Below are 22,793 nucleotides of genomic sequence, written 5' to 3'. Positions count from 1 at the left end.
CTGGTTGCGGGGACAACACTCAGCTACCTGATACGATGAACCATGCAGCAGCATTTTCGGCAGCATTCCTCCCGACACGGTACCCGGAACCGGACCGGATGCCGGGCAATGCCGGGTGGGTGATCGTACGCGGGAACGGCGTGTACATTGCGGCCGGCACTCCCCCGACCATTCTCTTCTCCGGCAACCCGGAAAAGACCTGCACGATCCTGCGGAGCCAGTATCTCGGGCACCGGAACGATGTCCCCCTCTATGCGGTAGAGACCGGGCCGGACTCCCCGGTTGCCGGGTGCACCTTCCATGCCAATATCCGGGAGCTGCACGGGATCCTGCCTGACGATGAACTGGCCCTTGCCGCATTTGCCGTGCGCATCATCGACTTCGACCGGACAACCAGGTTCTGCGGGCAGTGCGGCGCCCCGACACGGCAGTCCGGCATTGAACGCGCGAAGTGCTGCGATGCCTGCGGCATGATCACGTACCCGCGCACGTCCCCGGCGATCATTGTCCTGATCCGGAAGGGAGACAAAGTCCTCCTTGCCCGTTCCCCCCGGTTTCCTCCCGATATGTACAGCATCATCGCCGGGTTCGTGGAAGCGTGCGAGACCCTTGAGGAGGCCGTCCGCCGCGAGGTCCGGGAAGAGGTCGGCCTTGAGGTCACCAACATCCGCTACCTGGCCAGCGAGCCGTGGCCGTTCCCGAACTCCCTGATGCTCGGGTTTGTCGCCGATTACGCAGGCGGCGGGATCACCATCGACAACAACGAGATTGTTGCGGCGGGATGGTTTGGCCGGGAGGATCTCCCCACGCTCCCGTCGCCCCTGAGCATCTCCCGTGCTCTCATAGACCGGTGGATTGCGGACAAATGAACGAAAATACCGGCCGTATTTGTATGATAGTCCCCCATTCCGGCATATCTGTGGCAGGCAAATGACGTTTTCGACCAGAAATGCTATAATCCTGTATATAAAATTATATCAATAGGTATCCAGCCGGATCCCTGTCACATGTGAGAGATTGTAATGAATGACGACCAGTCAGACGGGAACGGGAATATCGTAGATATTTTCGTTCTGAGTACCGATGCAGCCGATTCTCCCATCGAGGCCGGTTACCTTGAGAAGCGGGGTTACCAGCTCACCTTTTTTTCCAACGCACAACAGCTGTTAGACGCCCTCCGGGCAGGAAAACCGAACCTCCTGATCTGCGATTCGGTGACCTTCCCGGAAGAGGCCTATGATATCTGCCACCATATCAAGGACGATTTCGATCTCTGGGTCATCCCCGTCCTGATCGTCACCGGTGCATCGAACCTCTCCGATCTTCTCAATGTTCTTGACAGTAATGCTGACAACTTCATCTCACAACCCTATGATCCGGCCTACCTCTCCTCCCTGATCGAAGGCATGCTCGCCACGCCGGTTGAGCGGCCCACATCCGAGCAGATCAAGACCCAGTTCAAGATCCAGCACGACGACCGCATGTTCGTTGTCACCGCCGACCGCCGCCGGCTGCTGGAATTCCTCCTCTCCTCGTTTGAGATCGGGGTCAACCGCTCGATCACGATCTCCCGGATTGCCGCGGAGAACGAAACACTCTCCACATCCCTGCACAATGCCGAAGGTCGGATCCAGGATCAGGGGCACTCCATCGAATCCCTGAGCGGGACACTCCAGGAACGGGATGCAACCATCAGCACGCTGACAGCGGATGGTGCAGAGAAGGACCGGCTGATCCAGAAGAATGAGACGGAGATCCGGCAGCTCAACGATGATCTCGCATCCCTGAAAGACCAGAGTGCGGCAGACAGGGAAGAGATCCAGCGGCTTACCCGTGAGGCTGAAGAGGCTGCTGATCGCGCTGCAAAGGAATCCGGGGCCCTCAGCCAGCAGGTCTCATGCCTCTCGGAACGCCTTGCGGCTGCCAGTGCAGAACTAAAAGAGACGGAAGCCTCCCTTTCCCGCGAGACCGGGCAACGAAAGGAGACCGAGACCCGGATCATGGGGATCACCACCGAGAAAGAGCTGGTGGAGAAGACGGTAAAGGAGCTCACGCTGGAGACGGAACAGATGCGGGCATCCCTGGCAACGGAAAAGAACCATGCCAAATCCGTGGAATACGATCTCAACGCCCTGGTCCAGGCAAAAAATGAATCCGAACAGAACCTGACCCGCATCATCGACGAACTCAAGGAGACTGCACGACAGCAGGGGACGGAACTCGCCAGCAGGGCGGATGAACTCGATACCGGGAAGACCCGGATCGAGCGCCTTGAGAACCAGATCCTGGACCTGACTGCCGATAAAGGACGGGCAGAGACTGAACTGGACACCCGTACCGCGGCACACGCAGCGGAGATCCAGGATCTCCGGGCCCTGCTCGATGAGACCCGGGCCACGCTGGGTGAAAAAGAGCGGGAAACCGAATCGCTGAAGGCCGTTGTAAAGGAGACTGAAGAGATCCGGGACAAGACCGGCCTGGACATGAAGACACTCTCTGATGAACTCAGCGCAACGCGGGCCACCCTGAACGAAGAGCGGGAACGATTCCGCGTTGCGGAAGAGCGGCTGGCAGGCGAGATCCGTGAGAGGGATACCGCGTTACAGGAACTCCACGGAGTGCACCAGTCTGCCCAGAGCGATCTGGACGAGCACCGGAGCAGCCTGAGCCAGGTGAGAAACGATCTCGAAGCTGCTCTCGCCACGCGAGCGGATATCGAGAGCAGCCTTGATGCTGCAACTGCACGGATCCGTGACCTGGAATCCAGACTTACCGCAACTTCAGAAGACAGCCGGGAGAGCAGTCGTCAGATCCAGGCACTCACCGGAGAACTGGAACAGGTAAAAGCCGAACTCGAAACCAGCAGGAGTGCCTCCCGCAGCACGGAGGAGTCGCTGGCCGGTGAGAAGCAGGAACGGGAGAAGGTCTCCCGCGATCTCGAAACCGCGCTTGCAACAAGGGAGGACCTGGAGCGCAACCTTACCGAGTCACGGGTAATGATCCAGGAACTCGAATCGGAGCTGAAGGCCGCGACAAGCGCCGGAGCCGATACCGGTAAACAGGCAAGCGCCCTTGCCAGCGAACTGGAACAGGTGAGGGCCGGGCTGGCGGAGGCGAGGAGTCTTTCCACCAGCACAGGGAACGCTCTTGCCAGTGAGAAACAGGCACGGGAACAGGTATCCCGCGATCTCGAAGAGGCACGGGCAACGATCCAGGAACTTGAAGCGGGACTGAAGACCGCGACAAGCGCCGGCGCTCATACCGGTAAGCAGGCAAGCGCTCTTGCCGATGAACTGGAACAGGTAAAAGCCGAACTCGAAACCAGCAGGAGGCAGCGGCGCGAGGCCGGGGACCAGCTGGCTGGCCAGAACCAGGAGAAGGACCGGCTCGAAAAACTCCTTGCAGCTGCTGAATCCGAAAGTAAACTCCAGGAATCCTATAAACTCACTGCGATCCGGAAGCTCAGCACAGAACTTGAGGCCTCGCAGTCCCACCTGCGGGATCTCGAAGAACAGGTTGCTGTGCTCTCCCGCGAAAAACAGCGGGCAGAAGAGACTGCGGAAAGCCTTGCAGCAGAGATCGACCAGGCACGGACTGCCCTTGCCGATGAATGGGAAAACCACATGGATGCAAAAGAGCGCCTGGATACGGTTGTCCATGAGAAACAGCAGGTAGAAGGAACTGCAGAAAATCTCGCAGCAGAGATCGACCAGGCACGGACTGCCCTTGCCGACGAATGGGAAAACCACATGGATGCAAAAGAGCGCCTGGAAGCAGCCGTCCGCCAAAAACAGCAGATGGAGGCATCCCTGCACCCGCCCGGAGAACTGGAATCCGAGAAGGCAAAGAAACGCTCGCTCATCATCAAAGGGCCGGATCTTCCCATGAACGCCGGGATACACCCGCATTCCCTCAGTGCGGTGCAGCCTGCCGGTGTACCCGCCATGGTTTCACCGGTACCGCGAATCACGAACATCGACGATCTCTTTGAAGATGATGAGCCTGAGGAAGAGGGCGAAGAGATACCTTCGGTCTCCATCATCCACGAACCCGCATCGGACGATGAGGATTCACCGGTACAGGACTACCTTGCAGGCACTGCATCCGTTGAACCGGTTGAGACAGGTATAACCCGGCCGGAAACCGGAGCCACAGTGCCTGAAGAAGAGGACGGAGTGGTTTCCACGGATATGCCGGAGGAGACGGACGATGATGCTGTGTTCGAAGATGACCCGGCCCCGGCTCCAGGAGAATCCACCCAGAGCACTTCCTGGGGACTCGCGATTAACCGTGCCCAGTGGTACGATCTCCTGAAATGGGCACATCATTCCGGGACACTCACGCAGGATCAGCGGATGCAGATCCTGCGGATGGGCCGGCTGATGCAGAGGGGCAGGAAGCTTACCCAGAAACAGGAAGAGCAGGTCAGGGAACTGCTCAGTCTTGCACAGGCACAGGGCTACCGGCTGGTCTGAACGAGAGCTGTTTCTCCCATACCCGGATATAAATCCGGCAACCCTTTTTTTGTAAACGGAAAAACTAATTGATGGGAGGAAGATTCCCGGTTCGGGGATCTGAAAAAGAACACGTCTTACGACTGCGTATTGGTCTTTTCAATCAGGGAATTGACGCTCACCCCCAGGGAATCGCCCGAGACCCTCCAGTTGTGTTCCGGTATGAAAAACTCGAACCGTGCACCTTTGCCCGGTATCCCGGTCTCGGTTATCGTGATCCCGGTACCGGACACGATCTCCCGGCAGAGGAAGAGCCCCAGACCGGTATTCGTACCAAATCCCTCTTCGAATATCCGCTCCTTGAGATCCGCGGCGATCCCGACACCATTGTCCTCCCAGATAACGGTCATACCCGCACCGGACCTCCGGCACGAGACGCGGATTTCCGTGACATGAACGCCGTGACGCACCGTGTTCTCCAGGAGATTTGCAAAAACCCGGTCCAGCAGCGGATCGGCACAGACTTCGAGCCCCCCCAGCATCAGGGAGAGGGTGGGGGAAGGCATTGCCATCCGTTTCCATTCGGTTGTAATGATCTCATGTACGTTCTGCCACTGGGGAGTGATGACACCGATCTCCTGGTAAATACGGGCGGTTTCCAGGAGATTGTAGATGTCCTTTCCCGCATCGTCAACTTTTTCCAGTTGCTTCCGGAGGACAGGATCGGCACAGTGCTTCTTTACCGTCATGAGCCTTGCACGGAGCACCGTGAGCCGGTTGGCAATATCATGCCGGGTCAGCGTGTTGAGAAGCTGGATCTTCCGGTTGGCGAGGATCAGGTCCCGGTCGACCTTACGGAACCCGGTCATCTCCATGAGCGTCCCGACAACAATGGGCTGGCCATGGAATACCGCCCGGGTCCCGGCTACCTCCACATCAATGCTTCCCCCGTCCCGGTGCCTGCCCCTGAATGCATAGTGCACGCTCTTCTGTTCCCCGGAGAAGCGCATCTGGAGGTTTGATGCCACCAGGTCCCGGTCTTCCATTGCAACGAGATCGCTCACGCGAAGATCATGGATGATCTCATCCGGTGTATACCCGAACAGTGCCGCAAGCCGGTCATTGACATGGAGAAACCGGTCATCCTTGATGATATACACGCCGACAAGCGATTCTTCAATAAGAATGCGGAATTTTTCATCCGCCTCCCTCCTGCTGACCGCCTGGAGGATCTTGTGGTACAACTCAGTGAACTGGGATTTGGGATCGCCACCCTTCTGCAGGTAAAAATCGGCACCCTGGTTCAGCGCCTCAATCACGATCTCCTCTCTCCCTCTTCCGGTAAAAAGAATAAACGGGAGATCGCCCTGGTCTTTTCGTATCCGGACCAGAAGTGCAATCCCATCCATCCCGGGCATCTGGAAATCCGAGACCAGCGCATCATAGGATACGAGTCCCAGCATCTCCAGGGCCTGTTGTGCTGATGTGGCCGTATCAACAGCGATGGTACCTGGCAGCTCAAGGAATGCCTTTGTTATCGCCAGCAGATCCGGCTCATCGTCCACACACAGCACGTGGATCATCCAATCCGCCTCACTCACCGTCAGAGGGTGGAGTCAATGTTGCTGAGCAGCTGCTTGATATCAACCCAGATGATCAGTTCGTTGATCTCCTTGTCCTTGACCTTGATCTTCCGCTTGATGATCCCGATGATGGAGGTCTCTTCCTTGCTCACGGAAGCGGAGGTATAATCCACCTGGTTGTTCTCGAATGTCGATACGGAGGTTACGTCGTCGACGAGAATACCGATCTTCGACTTTGCAATCTTGTCATCGAGGACAATGATCCGCGATGCGTCGACAGAGGTCATGCTCGCTTCAGTGATGTTCAGGCGCCCCTTCAGGTCGACGATCATGGTGATCTCGCCCCGCAGGTCGATGATGCCCCTCACGTAGGTGGGGACATTGGGAAGCTTGGTGATGGTGGTGTACTCCACCACCTCCTTCACGTCGAACAGGTCGACTGCGAAGTGCTCGCTCCCGAGTACGAACTCCACAACCTGGATCGTGTCAGCCATTTTCTCGGTAGTAACGGAAGTTTTTGCCGTTGCAACAGGTTCGCTTACCTTTGCTGTCATGGGCAATTTCCTCCCGCTCATTCCACCTTGAATTTCTTGTTGGCTTCCATTGCCTCGACGGCGACATCGTTGACGGTCTGGATCATCCGCGTGATCTCATCGATGGCTGCAGCGGACTCTTCTGTTGCCGCGGCCGTGTCCCCGGACTCCTTGGCGGTCCGCTCGATCAGGCTTGCCACTTCGTGCACGCTTGCGGTGATCTCTTCCGTGGTTGCTGCCTGTTCCTCGGTTGCCGCAGCGACTTCCGAAGCGCTGTTCGCAACGGCCTCGGCCGCTTTCTGGATGGTCTTGAATGCTTCAAGGGCCTGCTTAGACTCCTCGACACCTTTCTTGACCAGGACCTGGGCTCCTTCCATCCCATCCGCTGCCTTCTTGGTGGCAATGTTGAGCTGTGTGATCATCTCCTCGATCTTCTCTGCGCTTGACCGGGACTCCTGGGCCAGCGACTTGACTTCCGATGCCACTACGGCAAAGCCCCGGCCGTGCTCTCCCGCACGGGCTGCCTCGATCGCCGCATTAAGGGCGAGCAGGTTGGTCTGGCTGGCGAGGTCACGGATCAGGACGATGATCTTGCCGATATCGGTCATCTGCTTCTCGATCTCCTTGATGACCTCGTAGGTCACGCCGGATTGAGTGGTGATGTCCATCATGTCCTTGTTGACGTTCTCCGCAAGGACTGCGCCGGTCCTTGCCGAATCTTTAGCCGTGTTTGCCTGGGACGAGACGCTCTCCATGCTGGAGGTAATTTCCTCGACTGCTGCGCTCATGTCCTGCATGGCCTTTGACATCTGCTCGATGCCTTCCGAGGATTTCTGTGCATTCTCGGAGACAACACCGGCATTCTTGGCAATCTGGTTGACGCTCTTGGATGCATCCTCAACGCTCTTCGAAGCATTATCTGCAGTCGAAGTCAGGTTCAGCATCTGTTTGTTGACATCACCGATGTTCTTCTCAAGGCTGATGACGATGCCACGGACAGCATCCCGGAGCTTGATGATCTGGGTATTCACATCTTTTGTATCTTCATCAGGTTCCTGGAGCTGGAGACGGATCGTCAGGTCGCCTGCGGCCATCTTGGCATAACCCTGTGAAAGCGCATCAACCTGTTTTTCCATAAACTGCTGGGACTTTACAATCTTTGTGATTTCGTTGTACGTAACATAGACGTACTTCACATTCCCCTTTTCATCCATGAGGGGGATGTTTGCCCTGACAATGACGTGCATCCCGGAGGGGGTATCAATGGTGCTCTCGCCATGAGATACCCGTTTTGTGGTAATTGCATCCTGGATGGTCTGTCCTGAATCCTTCAGGTACTTGATCATGTTCTGTGACCGGAGATCACTTATCCGGATCGCGAGCAGTCGGTCCTTGCTGAACCCGACCAGTTTTGTAAAGGCCTCATTCACCAACTGGATCTTCAGGTCGGCATCGATAAGTACCTGGGCGAGCGGGTTCCTTTCAAACATCTCATTGAATTCGTTTACATCTACCATCGTAATCACCCGAGTTTGACAATTTTCTCTTTGTATACTTCATTCATGACTTCACCAAGACCCGTGTACAGGGCTGTTGCTCCGCAGATGATTCCCTCTATTCCAGCGAACGTCAGGATCAGCTGGCTGCCCAGGAAATTTCCTATGGCGAGCATGAAGAACAGGATCACAACCGATCCGAATACTACCTGGAGGGCTTTCGAGAGCCGCAGGGTGATGACGAACATCACGAGCGAGAAGATGCCCCAGAGGGTCAGGAATGCAACGAACGACATCTTGTCGAACGCAGGGGTCCATCCAAGCGTTGGCATCAGGAGTATCATCACCAGTATGATCCAGAAGAATCCGTATGATACGAACGCGGCCATACCGAACGTGTTGCTCTTCTTCCATTCCAGGATTCCCACAATTACCTGTGCAAGACCGCCATAGAATATACCCATGGCAAAGATGACGGAACCCATCCCGAAGAGCCCTGCATTGTGCAGGTTCAGGATGATCGTTGTCATCCCGAATGCCATCAGGCCCAGTGCGCCCGCGTTCGCCGTTCGGTCAGTAATTTTAATCTCGTTTAAGAATACTTCATCAACTGCTTCTGTCATTCTACAATCACCATTCCCTTGATCTCATTCATCTCATCCATTCCCGTAGAGCGCAACCAGCCATACAGGAGCTGGGCGCGATTTGCATCCGATGACGAAGACCCGATCACGATTGGCACGTCACGCCAGAATCCCGCGGGACTCCTCATCTTCATGTCGGTTGATATCATGGTTTTTCACTCCATTATTTCGGACTGCCCATCGTCCGCAGGGCAAAGTACTCATCCAGGGCGGTCGATAACCGGGATAATGTCTGCATATGTTCCTGTAATCCGTCGTGAAGACCATAGGCGGGGGAGATCCCTCCTGTGGGGGCAATTTGTGTCATGTCATCGGTCATTTTCGTCACCAGAAGTTTGCAGCACAATTTTTATCTGCCATGCGTTTCATTGCAGCAAACATATTTGTGAGTGATTTTGTTTATAATAGAACTTATTTGCCATGCAGATATGCTTGGCAAAATCGATGCGTTTATACTCCCGCGAAACATACACTGTGATACGGTAAGAATATGGAAAAGTACCAGGCTGAAATTCTCCGGATCAAGGAACTGCTTTCAGCCAACCGGGAGGGTCTGAGCATAACCGAGATCACAGGTATGCTCAATATGAACCGGAACACGGTTGCCAAGTACATGGACATTCTCCAGATCCAGGGTTCTGTTGACGGGCGCAGGAAAGGAACCTCCAAGGTTTTTTTCCTCTCCGAACGGCTTCCGGTCGCATCCCTGAGGAAATTCTGTACCCGCCCGTTCTTTGTTACCAACCAGGACGGGAAGGTAACAGACCACAACCAGGAGTTCGGCACTCTTGTTGGTATGGCCAGAGATCAGCTCACGGGACTCCCCATCGAGAACCTGCCGGTCCGGTTCCTTGACGCGACCTCTCCGGGCGCTGCAATCAAAGCGGTGCTGAAAGGTACCGAGCAGCGGATCCGGGCACAGGTGCGGCAGGGAGAGAAGATCCTGCCGGTTACGCTTCTTATGATCCCGGGCGTATTTGAGACCGGCAGACCCGGGGTCTCTGTTATCATCGAAATGGACAATCCCCTCGCAGATTCAAACCGGAGAGAAGCTGCATCCTTTGACGTCACGGGCCTTCTTGATGACGGATTTGAGTATGTTATCCGGAGGACCGCGGAGGGAATCACACAGTACGTGAACGAGCCTTACTGTCGCGCCGCGGGAAAGAGCCGGGAAGAACTTGTCGGCCGTCCCTTCAAGCCCCTCATCTCACCGGAGGATACGGACAGGATCCGGACCCACATCGCGGGCCTGAACGTGCAGTACCCGGTCGGCACCATCGAGTACGGGGTTGTCATGGCAAACGGGGAACTTCATCACCTGCGATGGCAGGACCGGGCCGTATTCAACTCGCGGGGAGAACTTGACACCATCAACTCGTTTGGCATCGATATCACCGAACAGGTTCTTGCCACCCGGAAACTGAAGAACGCACAGGAGACCCTTGAGGATTCCATTGTCCACCGCACGGACGAGTTGCGCGGGATCAACCGGCAGCTGTACCAGGAGATTGCCCAGCGGGAACAGATGGAAGAGCAGCTCCTCCTTGCCCAGTTTGCCATGGACAGGTCTACCGACATGGTCTTCTGGATCACCCAGAATGCACGGATCCGGTATGCCAATGATGTTGCGGCAGATGCACTCCAGTACGGAAAAACTGAACTGCTGGACTGCACGCTTGGCGATATTGTTCCCGGCTACACCATTACCGACTGGGATCAGGTCTGGCAGAAACTCAAACAGGGCGGGCAGGTATCCTATGAGACCCCGCTGGTAAAAAAGGACGGAACCCGGTTCCCTGCCGAGGTCCACCTGACCTACCTTGAGTACCGGGGCAAGGAATTTGTGTACGGTTCCTCGCGCGACCTGACAGAACGGATACGCCTGGACCGGGCACTCAAGGAAGCCAATAAAAAGATCAATATCTACACCAGCATTGCCCGTCACGACATCCAGAACAAGATCACGATCCTGCTTGCCTATCTCAGCAGGACAAAGAGATCGATCACCGATCCCCGCCTTCTTGACTATCTCAATCACCAGGAACTGGCCGCAAAGGCCATCAGGACCGAGATCAACCTGACCCGCGAGTTCAAGGACCTGGGAAGCCATCCCCCGGTATGGCAGAATATCCCGGCCCTCGTTGCCGGGGTAGTGCACCGGTATGAGCAGGCAGTCCGGATCAGCACCGATCTTCCGGATGCGGATATATTTGCCGACGGCCAGCTGGCCCTTGTCTTTGACCGGCTCATCGGGAGATCGCAGGAGCACAGGGCGGATAGCCCGGAGATCCGGATCAGCCATCACGTGAAGGACAACACGCTGTTCATCGTCATTGAGAACAACGGGCCGGGTTTTTCACCGGAAGAGAAGGAACAGATCTTCGACGTGCAGAATAACGGATCCGGGGATCACGGGCTGCTCATTGCACGCGAGATCCTCTCCCTGACAGGCATCGACCTCACGGAGAACGGGATTCCGGGAGCCGGCGCCCGGTTCGAGATCCGGGTACCGGAAACCTACTACCGGTTTACCGCGATGACCCCGTGAAGGGGCGTTATTACACAAGAACCGATCCTTCCCGGCACAATCCGGAATAAAAGAACAATTTATAAATACCTCCGTCCTGTAACAGAAGATACGAATATCTGCCGGGAACAAAAATGCCACACATCCTTCTCGTTGACGATGATCCTGATATACTGGATATTATCCGTCTCGATCTCGAGGACGATCCGGCCATTGCAGTGGATATCTCCGGTACTGCCGCAAAAGCGATCGAGAAGACGCAGGGGCGCCGGTACGATGTTATCATAACCGACTGGCGCATGCCCGGCATGACCGGCATCGATCTTGTCAGGAAACTGCGCAAGGACGGGTGCACATCGTTAATTATCCTGTACTCCGGGTATAACATGAGTACCGATATCCGTACCGCTCTCGATTGCGGGGCTGACCATTACCTGCACCGGGGCGGCGATCCGGAGAAGGAATTTGCCGAGATCCATCGCCTGATCAATACCGTGGGAAAGAAGACCATCTGAAGAGTCCTCCGGCGACCGGGATTCCCCCGGTGTATCTATCGGATCGTCAGACCTGTACTCTTTTGTTTTTCTCGCAGATTGCTGAATATTTTCCAGAAGAGACGTAGTGCGCTGTACCGATATTTTATCCTTCAGACCCCGATTTTCCTGCCCTCAGTCGGCATCATGCAATTAATTGTGTAACGTTCCAGGGGTTTCTCCCGGTTGCGAGGGTACTGCCTTACCTCTATACACGAGTGAAAAATCTGTACTTTACTGATACCAGTGCATCACGATGTGCTCCGTCCCGTCGGCAGACTGTGGGACAAAAGGGGGTGATCATATACCATACAACGGGTTTTCGCCAGAGTAAAAAAAATGCAGGCCCGAAGCTCACGCTGGCGCAGAACTCTTTCCTGCCATGTATCCGTGGTATGCAACCCTGAGCACGAACCCGACAACAAGGATGAATGCTGTCGCAAGGATGATCGTCACCCACTGGAGTGCCGAGAGCGGGACCGTATTGAAGATCGCACAGCCGTACTGCACCAGCACAATCTGGAGGACGACCACGAGACCCATGATGACAAAGAACATCGGGTTTCCTTTGAAGAATGCCGGCATCTTCCCGTCAAGGGCCCGGCAGTTGATACCGTTCCAGACCGCGGCGATGATGAACGCGGAGAAGAAGACTGTGCGGATCTCTTCCGGTGTTGAGCCGCCGAGGAACCCGGTTGCCAGCTGGAGGAGCCCGCCGATGATCAGTACGGCACCGGTCACGATGATCGAGAGCCACATGAACGGCGTGATGATGGTCGCGTTCTGCGGGATCGGCTGGCGCTTGAGCAGCCCTGCATGAGGGGCTTCAGAGCAGAGGGCGAACGCCGCAAGCGTGTCCATGATGATGTTTATCCAGAGGATCTGGATGATGGAAAACGGCTCCTGGTAGCCAAGGAGCGGCGCGAGGAAGACCAGGAGACATGCGCAGAAGTTGATGGTCAGCTGGAAGAGGAGGAAGCGCTGGATGTTCTCGTACAGCGACCTGCCCCACCAGACTGCCTGCGTGATGGAGGCAAAGGAATCGTCGAGCAGGATAATATCGCTTGCCTCGCGGGCCACCTCGGTTCCCGCAATGCCCATGGCAAATCCGACGTTGGCATGCTTGAGTGCGGGGGCATCGTTGGTGCCGTCGCCGGTCACCGCGACAACATCCCCGGACTTCTGGAGCGCCTGGACGAGGAGCAGCTTGTCCATCGGCTCGGCGCGGGCCATGATATCGAGGTTCTGTGCAGCGGTCACCTGCTCATCGGGGCTCATTGCCCGGAAGACCGGGCCGGGAACAACGGTCCCGCCCTTGTGGATCCCCGATTCCTGCGCAATGGCACGGGCAGTCTCCGGGTTATCGCCGGTCACCATCCGCACGCGGATACCGGCCTGCTGGCAGGTGGCAACCGCGTCGCCGATATTGTCCCGGAGCTGGTCGCGGATACCGACAAAACCATCCCAGACAAGGTTCGTCTCGCTCTCGTCGCTGCCGGTGATCTCCCGGTGGGCGAACGCGAGCGTCCGCATCGCACGCCGGGCCAGTACCGAGACGCCTTCGAGATCAGGCTTCTCGGTACAAAGCGCAGCGAGAATTTCCGGCGCACCTTTCACGAGAATGAATGACCTGCCCTCAATCCGGACAATGGTAGACATCCGTTTCCGGTTCCCGTCAAAGAGGAACTGTTTGGTCTCGTGCTGCTCGGCCCGGATCTGCGCATAGTCCAGGTTGTATTCGGCAAGCCACCGGAGGAGGGCACCTTCCGTGGAGTTCCCGATGACAACGGTCCTGCCATCATGCGTGTCAAGGTAGGCAGTACCGTTCACCGCTGCGTTGAGGGTGATCCATTCTATGGGTGTTTCCGGGATCGAATCCGCTATGACCGGATTGCCGGCAGACGAAGACGCCACGAGCATCTGGTTCTTTGTCAGCGTTCCGGTCTTATCCGTGCAGATAGTAGTGGCAGACCCGATCGTCTCGCAGGCGATGAGCCGGCGGACAAGGCAGTTCGCCCGGGTCATCTTCCGCATGGCAAGGGAGAGCGAGAGGGCAACGCTCATCGGCAGGCCCTCGGGCACTGCTGCAACCACGATCACGACCGCGAGCATGAAGTAATGCAGGACATTGTTGACCGTATCGATGTTGAGGCCGGTCACTTCCCCGGTCACGAGACCGCGGATGAGGAGCGTGCTGCAGATCAGGATGGCCATTGCGTACCCGAATTTGCTGATCACGCCGGCCAGTTCTTCGAGTTTCTTCTCAAGAGGAGTCTGGGTCGCATGATCAATACCCAGCGCTGCGGCAATCTGGCCCATCTGTGCCGAATCGCCCACGGCACTGGAGAGCATCCTGCCTTTGCCGGCAGTGACATACGTCCCCTTTAAGAGACGCTCCTCTTCCTTCTTCCTGACCGGCTCGCTCTCGCCGGTAAAGGCGGATTCGTCAGCAACAAGCTCGTCCGAAGAGAGGATCCACCCGTCGGCGGGAACGGCATCTCCTGCTTCAAGGAGGATGAGATCGCCGACAACAATGTCCCGCGAAGCCACGTTGGTGGGGTGGCCGTCCCGGACAACCTTGATCGCGGTATCATCCCGGTGCGCATTCAGGACATCGAACTCCTTGCTGCTCCGGTACTCGTTGAAGAATGCAATCCCGGTGGAGAGGAGGATAGCCGCAATGATTCCCACCGTATCCAGAAGACCGCTGCCTTTCACGACAGCAACGACCGTGGATACGGCAACCGCAAAGAGCAGGATCTTGATGATGGGGTCGTCGAATTTCTCGAGGTACTGTCTCCAGAGAGGATCGCGTACCGGGGGCGTCATGACATTGGCGCCATACTGCGTACGCATTGCTTCGACACGGTCGGATGCCAGACCTGACGTGCCGGCAATCTCCTGTAATTTTTCAAGCGGGATCTGTGGTTCTTCCTTCATGGGCCATGCTCTTCTGTGCTGGGGATATTATTGGGGCGGGCCGTGTAAAAGGGTATAGGTTTTTTAAATGACCCTGGAACGGAATTCCGGGGGATCTGTTGATCAACCGGGTCCGGCACAGAGAGATGAATCTACGTCACCACTGCCTTCCGGAACCGCCACCAGGCGAGAACGAACATGATAACCGAGAAGACGACAAGCCCGAGGAACGAGAGCGCGATATCCATCTGCGTGAAGGCGTAGTGGTGTCCGAGGGCATAGAAGTCAGGGCCGATCGCGAAGTACCGGATGCCGTTGATGAGCATCGTCATGGGATTGTACAGGGAGATCACCCGGAGGATCTCCGGGAAGCTGTCGATCGGGTACAAGGCATTGCTCGCAAAGAAGATCGGCATGGTCAGGAGCGTCATCACACCCTGGAGCCCTTCGGGGCTCTCCATCGAGATCGCGATCGCTGCGGAGAGGAACAGAAAACCCAGCGCGAACAGGGCAACGAACGCGAGGATGCCGAGGATCCCAATCACGATCTGGAGCGGCGCATACCCGGCAAAGAACGCAGCACCGATCAAAACGCCAAAGCCCATGATGATGAGGGCCTGGATGAAGGACTTTGTTACCCCGGAGAGCGCAATACCGACAATGATGTGATTCCGGCCTACCGGGCTTGCAAGGATCTCCCGCATCAGCCCCCAGTTCTTGTCGAACAGGATCACGATCCCGCCAAACAGGCTGGTAAAAAGCGTTGTCATCGCGATGATACCGGCGGCCATGAACGTGAGGTACCCGACAGAGTGTATACCAGCAGGAACCGGCATGCCCGCCATCATCGCGTCGAAGTTGCTCGCCATGGCAATGCCGAAGAACGCGAGCCAGAGCGCCGGCTGGAGGAGCGATGAGATGAGCAGGGTCTTGAACCGGACAAACCGGATCATGTCCCTCCAGTAGATGGTCACAAAACCGTACTGCATGTTACTTCCCTCCGGCCCGCAGGAAATGCGGGCGGGCAGGCCCCTGTCCTTCATCGCGGATATCCTTGCCCGTGTAAAAGACAAAGACATCGTCCATGCTGGGTTTCTTCAGGTTGATGGAACTGATCTCGATCCCCGCATCCCGCAGGGTGTCGATGATACCGGGCAGCACCCGGGTCCCGTCCTCGTTCACCATCAGCACGATCAGGGTGTCCCGGACCGTGATCTCCCGGACGGACGGAAGATGTTCGAGCAGGGTGATCGCCTTTTCGTTGTTGTCTGTTTCCAGGTGGATCAGATCCCGGCCGAGAGTGTTTTTCAGTTCACCGGAGGTTCCCGAGATGATGATCTTCCCGTGGTCGATGATACTGATCCGGTCCGAGAGCTGGTCGGCCTCATCCATGTAGTGGGTGGTGAGGAAGATGGTGGTGCCCTCGCGGTTCACCCCCTTGATGTACTCCCACATCCGCATCCGGGTCTGCGGGTCGAGACCAATGGTCGGCTCGTCAAGGAAGAGAACGGTTGGCCGGGTCATCAGCCCGCGGGCTATCTCGAGCCGTCGTTTCATGCCCCCGCTCAGTCGTTTCGTGAGCTCGTTGCGTTTTGCTTCGAGCTGGACGAGTTTCAGCAGCTCCTCGATCCGGTCCCGCCGATCCTTCACCGGCATGTCGTACAACCTGCCGTGGAACTCCAGCTGTTCCCACACGGTCATGTCCCGGTCGAGCGTAATGTCCTGGAAGACGATCCCGATCGATTCCCGGACCCGCTGCGGCTCGGTGGCTACATCATATCCGGCCACGACAGCCCGCCCTTTCTGAATGGTGAGAAGCGTGATCAGGATATTGATAGCCGTGCTCTTGCCGGCGCCATTCGGGCCGAGAAACGAGAAGATCTCCCCTCTCTTCACTGCAAAACTGATCCCGTCAACCGCTTTGAAATTCCCATAGGTATGTTCGAGATTCTCCACGAGAATGATGGGATCGTCGCCAGCGGGACCCGGTTGTACCATACAAGAAGTATTCTGGGTCCATGTACATGAATCCGACGATCGTTCCATCAGGCAGCCCGGAGATCAGGGCTGTTTCTGCCCGGTCATGAGAAAGACCGTGAATGCCCGTGTTTCACCGGAAGGAAATTGTTTTACCCTGATTGCAGCGGTCCGGTTCCGGACCGACCCGAATCCTGCTGCCCTGAAATGGTTCATCATGATACAGCGGTCGAACCCGAAATGGAACACACCCTCGTTCGAATCATGGAACCTCCCCTCATCGCAGTCAAGGTCAGCGACAGCGAGCCGGCCTCCGGGTTTGAGAACGCGGGCAACCTGGTCGAGCAGCAGCTGCACATCCTTAAGGTGGTGGAAGGTCATGCTGCTGACCACCAGGTCATACTGCCCGTCAAGCCGGTCGCCATGGTCCAGGTCGATGAGCCGGGTCCTGACGGTGGCCAGTCCCTGCTTTTTGATCTTCGCGTCAAGGATATCGAGCATGCCCTGCGAGCTGTCGGCACCCGTGATGGTGCGGACCTGCGGCTGGAGGGCGAGGGTTAAAAGTCCGGTCCCGCAGCCGAAGTCCAGCACATCCATGTCAGGACTCAGCTTCACGGTCTCGCGGATCGCCCGTGCCACATCGTGCGCCATCTTTACCCGGCCCGGGTCCTCATCCCAGGTTGCCGCAGCCGCGTTAAAATCCCGTTTTTCACCGGTCATTGCAGTCACCGGTCTGTTTGCCGGGCAGGCTGAAAAAGGAGGTGGATTCCGGGGTGGATCGGCCAGGTTTTTCCAGCTATACTTATTTGACGTGCGGCAACCAAGTATACGCCAATGGTTCCCGAGCCCGAGTTCAGATACAAACAATGCATCATCATCCGTAACGATGTCAAGATGAGCTGCGGCAAGCGCTGTGCCCAGGCCGGCCACGCCGCCATCGGCGCCTACAATGGTGCCGACAAGTCCCTGCAGAAGGCCTGGATGACCGAAGGGCAGAAGAAGGTCGTGCTGAAGGCAAACGACGAACGGACTCTGTTTGAACTCAAGGTCCTTGCCGAGCGGGCCGGCATCTCACATTCCCTCATCCAGGATGCGGGCATGACCGAGATCCCGCCGGGCACGATCACGGCCCTCGGCCTTGGCCCGGCAAAGAGCGAGGATCTCGACAAGATTACCGGATCGCTCACCCTCCTATGAGACAGAGCACCTATCCTCTCGAACGCGACCTCGGCATGCGGTATTACGCCAGCGATGCCGACGGGATCGGCGGCAGGCTCCGGGCGGCCCCCACCGATTTCATTGTCGAGGAGATCCCGATCGAGAACAAGGGCGGGACAACCGGTCCTTTCCTCATCTGCCGGCTGACAAAGACGAACTGGGAACTCCAGCACGCGGTAAAAGAGATCGCAAAACGGCTCGGTATCAGCCACCGCCGGATCGGGTGGGCCGGCACCAAGGATCGGAATGCGATCACAACCCAATGGATCTCCCTGTACAACATCACGCCCGAGCAGGTGAACGCCGTCCAGATGAAGGACATCGTGCTGGAGCCGCTCCGGAGCTCAAACGAGGCGCTCTCCCTTGGCGACCTGCTGGGGAACCGGTTCGATCTCGTGATCCGGGACTGCGAAGTGCCTGACCTTGCAGCGCGGGTCGATACGATCACCGGGACCGTCCGCGAAGGCGTGCCCAATTATTTCGGCCTCCAGCGGTTCGGTGCGATCCGGCCGGTTACTCACACCGTGGGCGAGTGGATCCTTAAGGGGGACTACGAGCAGGCAGTCATGACCTACATCGGCCTCCCCTTCCCGTCTGAAAATGAAACAACCAGGACAACCCGCCAGGCATTCCTCGACAGCCGCGATCCCGGCCCGGCCCTGAAGGAATTCCCTGTCCAGATGAACTACGAACGGGCAATGCTCCAGCACATCTACAACAACCCGGGCGACTACGCGGGTGCCCTCCGTGAGCTGCCCCCCAAGCTGCTCTCCATGTTCGTATCCGCGTTCCAGTCCTATCTCTTCAACTGCGCCCTGAGCCAGCGGTTTGACGACGGGCACCAGCTCACGGAACCGGTGCCGGGCGATCACCTGGTCTTTGCAAACGGGCGGACCGACACGGTGACTGCCGTGAACGCCGGTGCTGCGGCAATGCACATCAAGCGGGGACGGTGCAGTATCGCCCTCTTCATGCCCGGAAAAGAGATGGCCGCCGGGAAAGGCGGGACAGCGGGACCGGTCATAGACGCCCTGCTTGCAGAGCACGGCATAACCCGGGAAGACTTCGGCCGGGCAGCACGGTTCGTTGAGACAAAATTCGAGGGCGCCTACCGCCCGATCTCCCTCAGGGCGGACATCGAATCAGCGCCTGAAGGGAATGCCGTGCGCCTGAAGTTCACCCTGCCCCCCGGCCACTACGCGACAACCGTATGCAGGGAATATATGAAAGCCGACCCGGTCAGGATGATCTAGACCGGGACGCTGCCAGCTTTTTTGCGCCTTCAATGGCGTCGTTGAGATTCCCGAGCTCGTCAACGATATTCAGTTTGAGCGCATCGGCGCCGCGGATGACCCTGCCATCCTCGACATCGGAGCGGGCGATCGCACGCTCGGTGGTCACATCGGTGATGAATGCCTCAAAACTCTCATCCACGAGATTCTGGGCATACGTTTCCTCGTCACCGGTCATGGGACGGGAGGTCGAGCCCATGTCCTTCTTGCTGCCGGACTTCACCACGCTGACATTGTAACCCTCGTTCCGCATCCAGCTGCTGATATCCGAGAATTTCCAGATGACCCCGACACTGCCGGTGATCGTATCGGGATTCGCGTAGATCCGGTCTGCATGAGCGCTCACGTAGTATGCCGCGGAGGTTGCCATATCTCCCATCGACACCACAACCGGCTTTTTGCTCTTGGCATACTCGAGATCCCCGATAATCTCCTGCGCTGCCGCAGGAGTACCGCCGGGACTGTTCACCCGGAGCACGATTGCCTCGACAAGAGGGTCATCCGCAGCGTCACGGAGCTGGTTCCCGACCGCCTCGCTGCCAACCGTTGTACCGTCGTCGATATTCCCGGTGGCCATTTCACCCTCCATCCGGATAACCGTAACCCCGCGGGTATCCATGTTCTTCAGGTCATAAACAACAATGAGAAGGCCGGCAAGGATGATCAGCACGGCAACAATTCCCAGGGCAAGTTTGAGGTTTGAATGGGATTTTTTATGGGAAACAGTGGCTTGTTCTTCGAATATATCCATGGTACCTCACTGTGTGTACAGAACATCGAATTCTGATACGAGGTTACTGCCGCACATATAGTATTTTTTCAGGTTGAGACGGATCATCTCGTTCTCGTTATCGATATGCATCCCGCCGACCAGTGACGGGGTGTCGGAACCCCCGACAATGAAGGGGAGGTGGATGAGCCGTATCTCGTCCACGAGCCGGTCGTGGAGCATGTGCCAGTTCAGCGTGGGCCCGCCCTCGATCATAAGGTTCTTCACGCCGAATTGTTCCCGGAGGATCTTCATGAGCAGGGGCAGCTCGACATGGTTCTTCCCGGCAACGATCACATGTGCGCCTTTCTTTTTTATTGCCTCGATACGCTCTTCCGGGGCGACTTCAGCTACCGCGATGGCTGTCGGCGCATCGGGACCCAGCACATTGGCATCGAGCGGGATGTCCGCCATGCTGCAGGGGATCACCCGGAGAGGACTTTTTCCGGGTACATACCGTACCGTCAGGAACGAGTTGTCGATCCGTATGGTGTTGGCCCCGACCATGATCGCATCGTACTCCGCCCGGGTATTATGGAGGAGGAGTTCGGTCTCGTGAGCCATGTATTTCATCAGGATCTTCGAGGATGCCCCTTTCTTGAGCGTGAGTTTGCCGTCAGCAGTGATCTCCGACATCATCAGCACGTGCGGGCGGTCTGCAGGAATTGTCATGAGGTCTCGTCTCTCAGGAATAATAGGGCGGCGGATATAAATAACGTGGCGATTGCGGCCATACTCCTCCCCGTAATGCACCGGATTAACGCCGGATGGGCAACTATTAATGGTTCATCTGCGAAAGAATTGAGTCATGAATATTACTGCACTCCGGCCAAGGTTCATCGGATACCTTGAGCCGGTAGCAGATCTCTTTGTGCGGCTCCGGATCACGCCCAACCAGATATCCCTGCTCTCGCTCGCCGCCGGTATCCTGTGCGCCGCCCTGTTCTTCCAGCGACAGTTCCTTCTCGGATCCCTGGCACTGCTGCTCTCGGCAATATTCGATCTCATTGATGGCAGCGTTGCCCGGAAGACCGGTGCTCACACCAACTTCGGGGCAGTCTTTGACTGGATTGTCGACAAGTACGTCGATGCCCTGGCCATGCTCGGCATCGGGCTCTCCGGGATCCAGATCATCAGCCAGTTCATAGCCGTCTCCCCGATCGCCGATTTCGGGGTCGTGGCACTCGCCATCATCGGGTCGCTGATGAACACGTTCATCAAGCCCGTAGTCTACGCGGAGATTGGTTACCGGGAAAAAGTCGAGGGCAAGATCGATGACCCCCTCGAAGGCGTCGGCTTTTTCGGGCGTCCTGAAACCTTCCTCATCCTGATTATCGGGGGAGTGACCGGGTTTATCTGGGCCTCAATCATCATCATTGCCATCTGCACCAACCTCTCGGCACTGCAGAGGATCATCTACCTTTACCGGACGCTTTCCTGATCTCACCGACATAGTGCGGGAAGAGATCATCAGTATTTTATAATTTTTTTAGGTGATTGCGTAACATCCACCAAACGTGCGATAAACCTGAAACAAAATTTTCATTACCGCTCCTGGGGGCTCCGGCAAGCCTCCGCCCCCACCGATCGGGCATCCCCCGGTTGCGATAGTGCCGTATTACCTGTACCTGTGTGTGCCCCCAATTAAGGTAATGCCGAGGCATCGCTAATAGCGCCCCGTCCCCCACGGGGGAATGGTGGCGCAAGAGAGAGAGATCATTATGGGATCCTGAACACCGGCAGTCCGGGAATAACCGTGTACGCCCGGAAAAAACACCGGAAGCCCGGTTCGCCGATACCGGAAACATCCGGTTCATCAGGCATTGCCACCGGCACCCGCCTCAGCTTTGTTACGCGGATTACTTCCCTTTGCCGAACGCTTTCCTGATCTCCCCGGTATAGAGCTGGTAGAGATCGTCGGCAAATTTCCCGAGACGGGGGATGAGGGTAAAGAGCCAGTAGGCGATTATGACCAGGATCACAAGGGCGAGCATCTCGGCAATGACATTATGCGCCCAGAAGAAACTCTCGTATCCCAGTTCGCCGTTGCCGGCAATATCCGGGTAATACGGGAACCACTGGTCCGTATACGCCATGATAACAAAGACATTGCGCAGGAGGTTAAGGATATAGATCGTCGGCGCGATGATCAGGAATGCATAAATCTTCTGACGGAGCGTTGTGGGGACTGCCGCCGCAACGCCCAGTAAGATCGCGATACTCTGGATACCGGTGCACCCGAGAATGATCTGGACGCTGAACCCGTTGCGGGTGATGGTGTCGCGGAGCAGGTCGCCACATGCGGCCGGATCGATAACCCGCTCGGTCAGGGGATTCATGCAGGTGAGCGAGACGGCAAAGTTGAGGGCATCAAGAATCCACATCACCTGCCCGACAACAAGAGAGATGAGCTGGTTCCCGAGCCATGCAAAGAGGGGGACCTGCGTGAACCCGAACGGTGCATAAATGAGGAATGCCACCGCTGCTGCCCGGGAAAGGCAGATCGCCCGTTCATCGCCGGCGAGCAGGTACTTGACGGTGATTACAAGAAACGGCACGGAAAGGGCTGCAATAAGGGGATACAGGAAGTTATTTTCAGCAAAATATTCCGGCAGAAGGGCAAAGAGGGTCAGGACAATTAATATCCAGCCTGCTATGGCTGCATAGTTCCGATGACGACCGGGTATGAGGAATGCCAGGAATCCGGCACAGGACAGCAGAACCAGATACTCGATCATTATAGAATTATCCACCCGATACCAAAAAAAGGATTCTGCACTCCCGTCACATGTACGGGCAGGAATTGAATGGTTGAAGGGTTCCGCAATTCGGGTGTGAATTACCG

General features: G+C 56.8%; 19 protein-coding genes. 7 read left to right on the top strand and 12 right to left on the bottom strand.

The genetic code is table 11. From position 1 onward, the window contains the following. The first annotated feature begins 35 nt into the window (after nt 1-35). Both nudC and LUQ43_RS02310 read left to right on the top strand, forming a co-directional pair. Nucleotides 36-869: an NAD(+) diphosphatase gene (nudC, locus tag LUQ43_RS02315; protein WP_299963395.1), complete on the top strand. Its 834-nt coding sequence runs from the start codon at nt 36-38 to the stop codon at nt 867-869. Between the two features lie 153 nt (nt 870-1,022). Next, the gene (locus tag LUQ43_RS02310) at nt 1,023-4,475 is read left to right on the top strand and encodes a response regulator (RefSeq protein ID WP_299963393.1); all 3,453 of its coding nucleotides are present in this window, start codon (nt 1,023-1,025) and stop codon (nt 4,473-4,475) included. Between the two features lie 116 nt (nt 4,476-4,591). On the opposite strand, the gene LUQ43_RS02305 is transcribed toward LUQ43_RS02310, so the two are convergent. From LUQ43_RS02305 to LUQ43_RS02285, 5 genes are read right to left on the bottom strand one after another with little or no spacing between them, the layout of a single operon-like run. Further along, entirely contained in the window at nt 4,592-6,037 is a 1,446-nt protein-coding gene (locus tag LUQ43_RS02305) for a response regulator (protein WP_299963391.1), read from the bottom strand. Between the two features lie 20 nt (nt 6,038-6,057). Further along, nucleotides 6,058-6,591 carry a chemotaxis protein CheW gene (locus LUQ43_RS02300; RefSeq protein ID WP_299963389.1) on the bottom strand — a complete coding sequence of 178 codons (534 nt, stop codon included), beginning with the start codon at nt 6,589-6,591 and terminating at the stop codon, nt 6,058-6,060. Between the two features lie 17 nt (nt 6,592-6,608). Continuing rightward, a complete protein-coding gene (locus tag LUQ43_RS02295; RefSeq protein WP_299963387.1) occupies nt 6,609-8,087 on the bottom strand; it encodes a methyl-accepting chemotaxis protein in 1,479 nt (492 codons plus the stop codon). Nucleotides 8,088-8,092: 5 nt separating this feature from the next. Then, nucleotides 8,093-8,689 (bottom strand): acetate uptake transporter, encoded by a 597-nt coding sequence (locus LUQ43_RS02290; protein WP_299963385.1) that lies wholly within the window; start codon nt 8,687-8,689, stop codon nt 8,093-8,095. Beyond that, nucleotides 8,686-8,859, bottom strand: a complete 174-nt coding sequence (locus tag LUQ43_RS02285) for a hypothetical protein (protein ID WP_299963383.1) — start codon at nt 8,857-8,859, stop codon at nt 8,686-8,688. The genes LUQ43_RS02290 and LUQ43_RS02285 overlap by 4 nt, the downstream gene beginning before the upstream one ends. 341 nt (nt 8,860-9,200) lie before the next feature. On the opposite strand from LUQ43_RS02285, the gene LUQ43_RS02280 reads away from it, so the two are divergent. Together LUQ43_RS02280 and LUQ43_RS02275 are read left to right on the top strand one after the other, a co-directional pair. Beyond that, on the top strand, nt 9,201-11,261 hold the full coding sequence (locus tag LUQ43_RS02280) for a PAS domain S-box protein (protein ID WP_299963381.1): 2,061 nt from the start codon (nt 9,201-9,203) through the stop codon (nt 11,259-11,261). Between the two features lie 113 nt (nt 11,262-11,374). Then, a complete protein-coding gene (locus LUQ43_RS02275; protein ID WP_299963379.1) occupies nt 11,375-11,755 on the top strand; it encodes a response regulator in 381 nt (126 codons plus the stop codon). 372 nt (nt 11,756-12,127) lie between these two features. On the opposite strand, the gene LUQ43_RS02270 is transcribed toward LUQ43_RS02275, so the two are convergent. The 4 genes from LUQ43_RS02270 to LUQ43_RS02255 all read right to left on the bottom strand — a co-directional run bounded on the left by LUQ43_RS02270 (nt 12,128) and on the right by LUQ43_RS02255 (nt 17,389). After that, complete coding sequence (locus tag LUQ43_RS02270; protein ID WP_299963377.1) at nt 12,128-14,713, bottom strand: calcium-translocating P-type ATPase, PMCA-type; 2,586 nt, start codon at nt 14,711-14,713, stop codon at nt 12,128-12,130. Nucleotides 14,714-14,844: 131 nt separating this feature from the next. Further along, nucleotides 14,845-15,681, bottom strand: coding sequence for an ABC transporter permease (locus LUQ43_RS02265; protein ID WP_299963375.1), 837 nt, complete (start codon nt 15,679-15,681; stop codon nt 14,845-14,847). Between the two features lies 1 nt (nt 15,682). Then, on the bottom strand, nt 15,683-16,690 hold the full coding sequence (locus tag LUQ43_RS02260; RefSeq protein WP_299963372.1) for an ATP-binding cassette domain-containing protein: 1,008 nt from the start codon (nt 16,688-16,690) through the stop codon (nt 15,683-15,685). Nucleotides 16,691-16,753: 63 nt separating this feature from the next. Beyond that, complete coding sequence (locus LUQ43_RS02255; protein ID WP_299963370.1) at nt 16,754-17,389, bottom strand: class I SAM-dependent methyltransferase; 636 nt, start codon at nt 17,387-17,389, stop codon at nt 16,754-16,756. 114 nt (nt 17,390-17,503) lie between these two features. On the opposite strand from LUQ43_RS02255, the gene pth2 reads away from it, so the two are divergent. Together pth2 and truD are read left to right on the top strand one after the other, a co-directional pair. Beyond that, on the top strand, nt 17,504-17,866 hold the full coding sequence (pth2, locus tag LUQ43_RS02250; protein WP_299963368.1) for a peptidyl-tRNA hydrolase Pth2: 363 nt from the start codon (nt 17,504-17,506) through the stop codon (nt 17,864-17,866). Beyond that, entirely contained in the window at nt 17,863-19,140 is a 1,278-nt protein-coding gene (truD, locus tag LUQ43_RS02245) for a tRNA pseudouridine(13) synthase TruD (protein WP_299963366.1), read from the top strand. Before pth2 ends, truD begins: the two co-directional genes overlap by 4 nt. Here truD and sppA read toward each other — a convergent pair. Further along, nucleotides 19,127-19,930: a signal peptide peptidase SppA gene (gene sppA / locus LUQ43_RS02240; RefSeq protein ID WP_299963365.1), complete on the bottom strand. Its 804-nt coding sequence runs from the start codon at nt 19,928-19,930 to the stop codon at nt 19,127-19,129. The two genes, truD and sppA, sit on opposite strands and share 14 nt — an antisense overlap. A gap of 6 nt (nt 19,931-19,936) precedes the next feature. Beyond that, nucleotides 19,937-20,620 (bottom strand): dihydrofolate reductase family protein, encoded by a 684-nt coding sequence (locus tag LUQ43_RS02235; protein ID WP_299963363.1) that lies wholly within the window; start codon nt 20,618-20,620, stop codon nt 19,937-19,939. 136 nt (nt 20,621-20,756) lie between these two features. Between LUQ43_RS02235 and LUQ43_RS02230 the strand changes: the two genes are divergently transcribed. Next, nucleotides 20,757-21,389: a CDP-alcohol phosphatidyltransferase family protein gene (locus tag LUQ43_RS02230; RefSeq protein WP_299963361.1), complete on the top strand. Its 633-nt coding sequence runs from the start codon at nt 20,757-20,759 to the stop codon at nt 21,387-21,389. A gap of 418 nt (nt 21,390-21,807) precedes the next feature. Here the strand turns inward: LUQ43_RS02230 and artA are convergent, their stop codons facing one another. Continuing rightward, nucleotides 21,808-22,686 (bottom strand): archaeosortase A, encoded by an 879-nt coding sequence (gene artA / locus LUQ43_RS02225; RefSeq protein WP_363318472.1) that lies wholly within the window; start codon nt 22,684-22,686, stop codon nt 21,808-21,810. Nucleotides 22,687-22,793 lie beyond the last annotated feature (107 nt).

The sequence above is a fragment of the Methanoregula sp. genome (assembly GCF_028679125.1).
Classification (GTDB): Archaea; Halobacteriota; Methanomicrobia; order Methanomicrobiales; family Methanospirillaceae; genus Methanoregula.
The sequence above is the reverse complement of the archived record's forward strand: the minus strand, read 5'-3'. Positions and strand labels throughout refer to the sequence as shown.

Excerpts from the sequence above, each read along its gene's own strand:
- nudC (WP_299963395.1), top strand. The coding sequence starts at position 36 with ATGAACCATGCAGCAGCATTTTCGGCAGCATTCCTCCCGACACGGTAC.
- LUQ43_RS02310 (WP_299963393.1), top strand. The coding sequence starts at position 1,023 with ATGAATGACGACCAGTCAGACGGGAACGGGAATATCGTAGATATTTTC.
- LUQ43_RS02305 (WP_299963391.1), bottom strand. The coding sequence starts at position 6,037 with ATGATCCACGTGCTGTGTGTGGACGATGAGCCGGATCTGCTGGCGATA.
- LUQ43_RS02300 (WP_299963389.1), bottom strand. The coding sequence starts at position 6,591 with ATGACAGCAAAGGTAAGCGAACCTGTTGCAACGGCAAAAACTTCCGTT.
- LUQ43_RS02295 (WP_299963387.1), bottom strand. The coding sequence starts at position 8,087 with ATGGTAGATGTAAACGAATTCAATGAGATGTTTGAAAGGAACCCGCTC.
- LUQ43_RS02290 (WP_299963385.1), bottom strand. The coding sequence starts at position 8,689 with ATGACAGAAGCAGTTGATGAAGTATTCTTAAACGAGATTAAAATTACT.
- LUQ43_RS02285 (WP_299963383.1), bottom strand. The coding sequence starts at position 8,859 with ATGATATCAACCGACATGAAGATGAGGAGTCCCGCGGGATTCTGGCGT.
- LUQ43_RS02280 (WP_299963381.1), top strand. The coding sequence starts at position 9,201 with ATGGAAAAGTACCAGGCTGAAATTCTCCGGATCAAGGAACTGCTTTCA.
- LUQ43_RS02275 (WP_299963379.1), top strand. The coding sequence starts at position 11,375 with ATGCCACACATCCTTCTCGTTGACGATGATCCTGATATACTGGATATT.
- LUQ43_RS02270 (WP_299963377.1), bottom strand. The coding sequence starts at position 14,713 with ATGAAGGAAGAACCACAGATCCCGCTTGAAAAATTACAGGAGATTGCC.
- LUQ43_RS02265 (WP_299963375.1), bottom strand. The coding sequence starts at position 15,681 with ATGCAGTACGGTTTTGTGACCATCTACTGGAGGGACATGATCCGGTTT.
- LUQ43_RS02260 (WP_299963372.1), bottom strand. The coding sequence starts at position 16,690 with ATGGTACAACCGGGTCCCGCTGGCGACGATCCCATCATTCTCGTGGAG.
- LUQ43_RS02255 (WP_299963370.1), bottom strand. The coding sequence starts at position 17,389 with ATGACCGGTGAAAAACGGGATTTTAACGCGGCTGCGGCAACCTGGGAT.
- pth2 (WP_299963368.1), top strand. The coding sequence starts at position 17,504 with ATGGTTCCCGAGCCCGAGTTCAGATACAAACAATGCATCATCATCCGT.
- truD (WP_299963366.1), top strand. The coding sequence starts at position 17,863 with ATGAGACAGAGCACCTATCCTCTCGAACGCGACCTCGGCATGCGGTAT.
- sppA (WP_299963365.1), bottom strand. The coding sequence starts at position 19,930 with ATGGATATATTCGAAGAACAAGCCACTGTTTCCCATAAAAAATCCCAT.
- LUQ43_RS02235 (WP_299963363.1), bottom strand. The coding sequence starts at position 20,620 with ATGACAATTCCTGCAGACCGCCCGCACGTGCTGATGATGTCGGAGATC.
- LUQ43_RS02230 (WP_299963361.1), top strand. The coding sequence starts at position 20,757 with ATGAATATTACTGCACTCCGGCCAAGGTTCATCGGATACCTTGAGCCG.
- artA (WP_363318472.1), bottom strand. The coding sequence starts at position 22,686 with ATGATCGAGTATCTGGTTCTGCTGTCCTGTGCCGGATTCCTGGCATTC.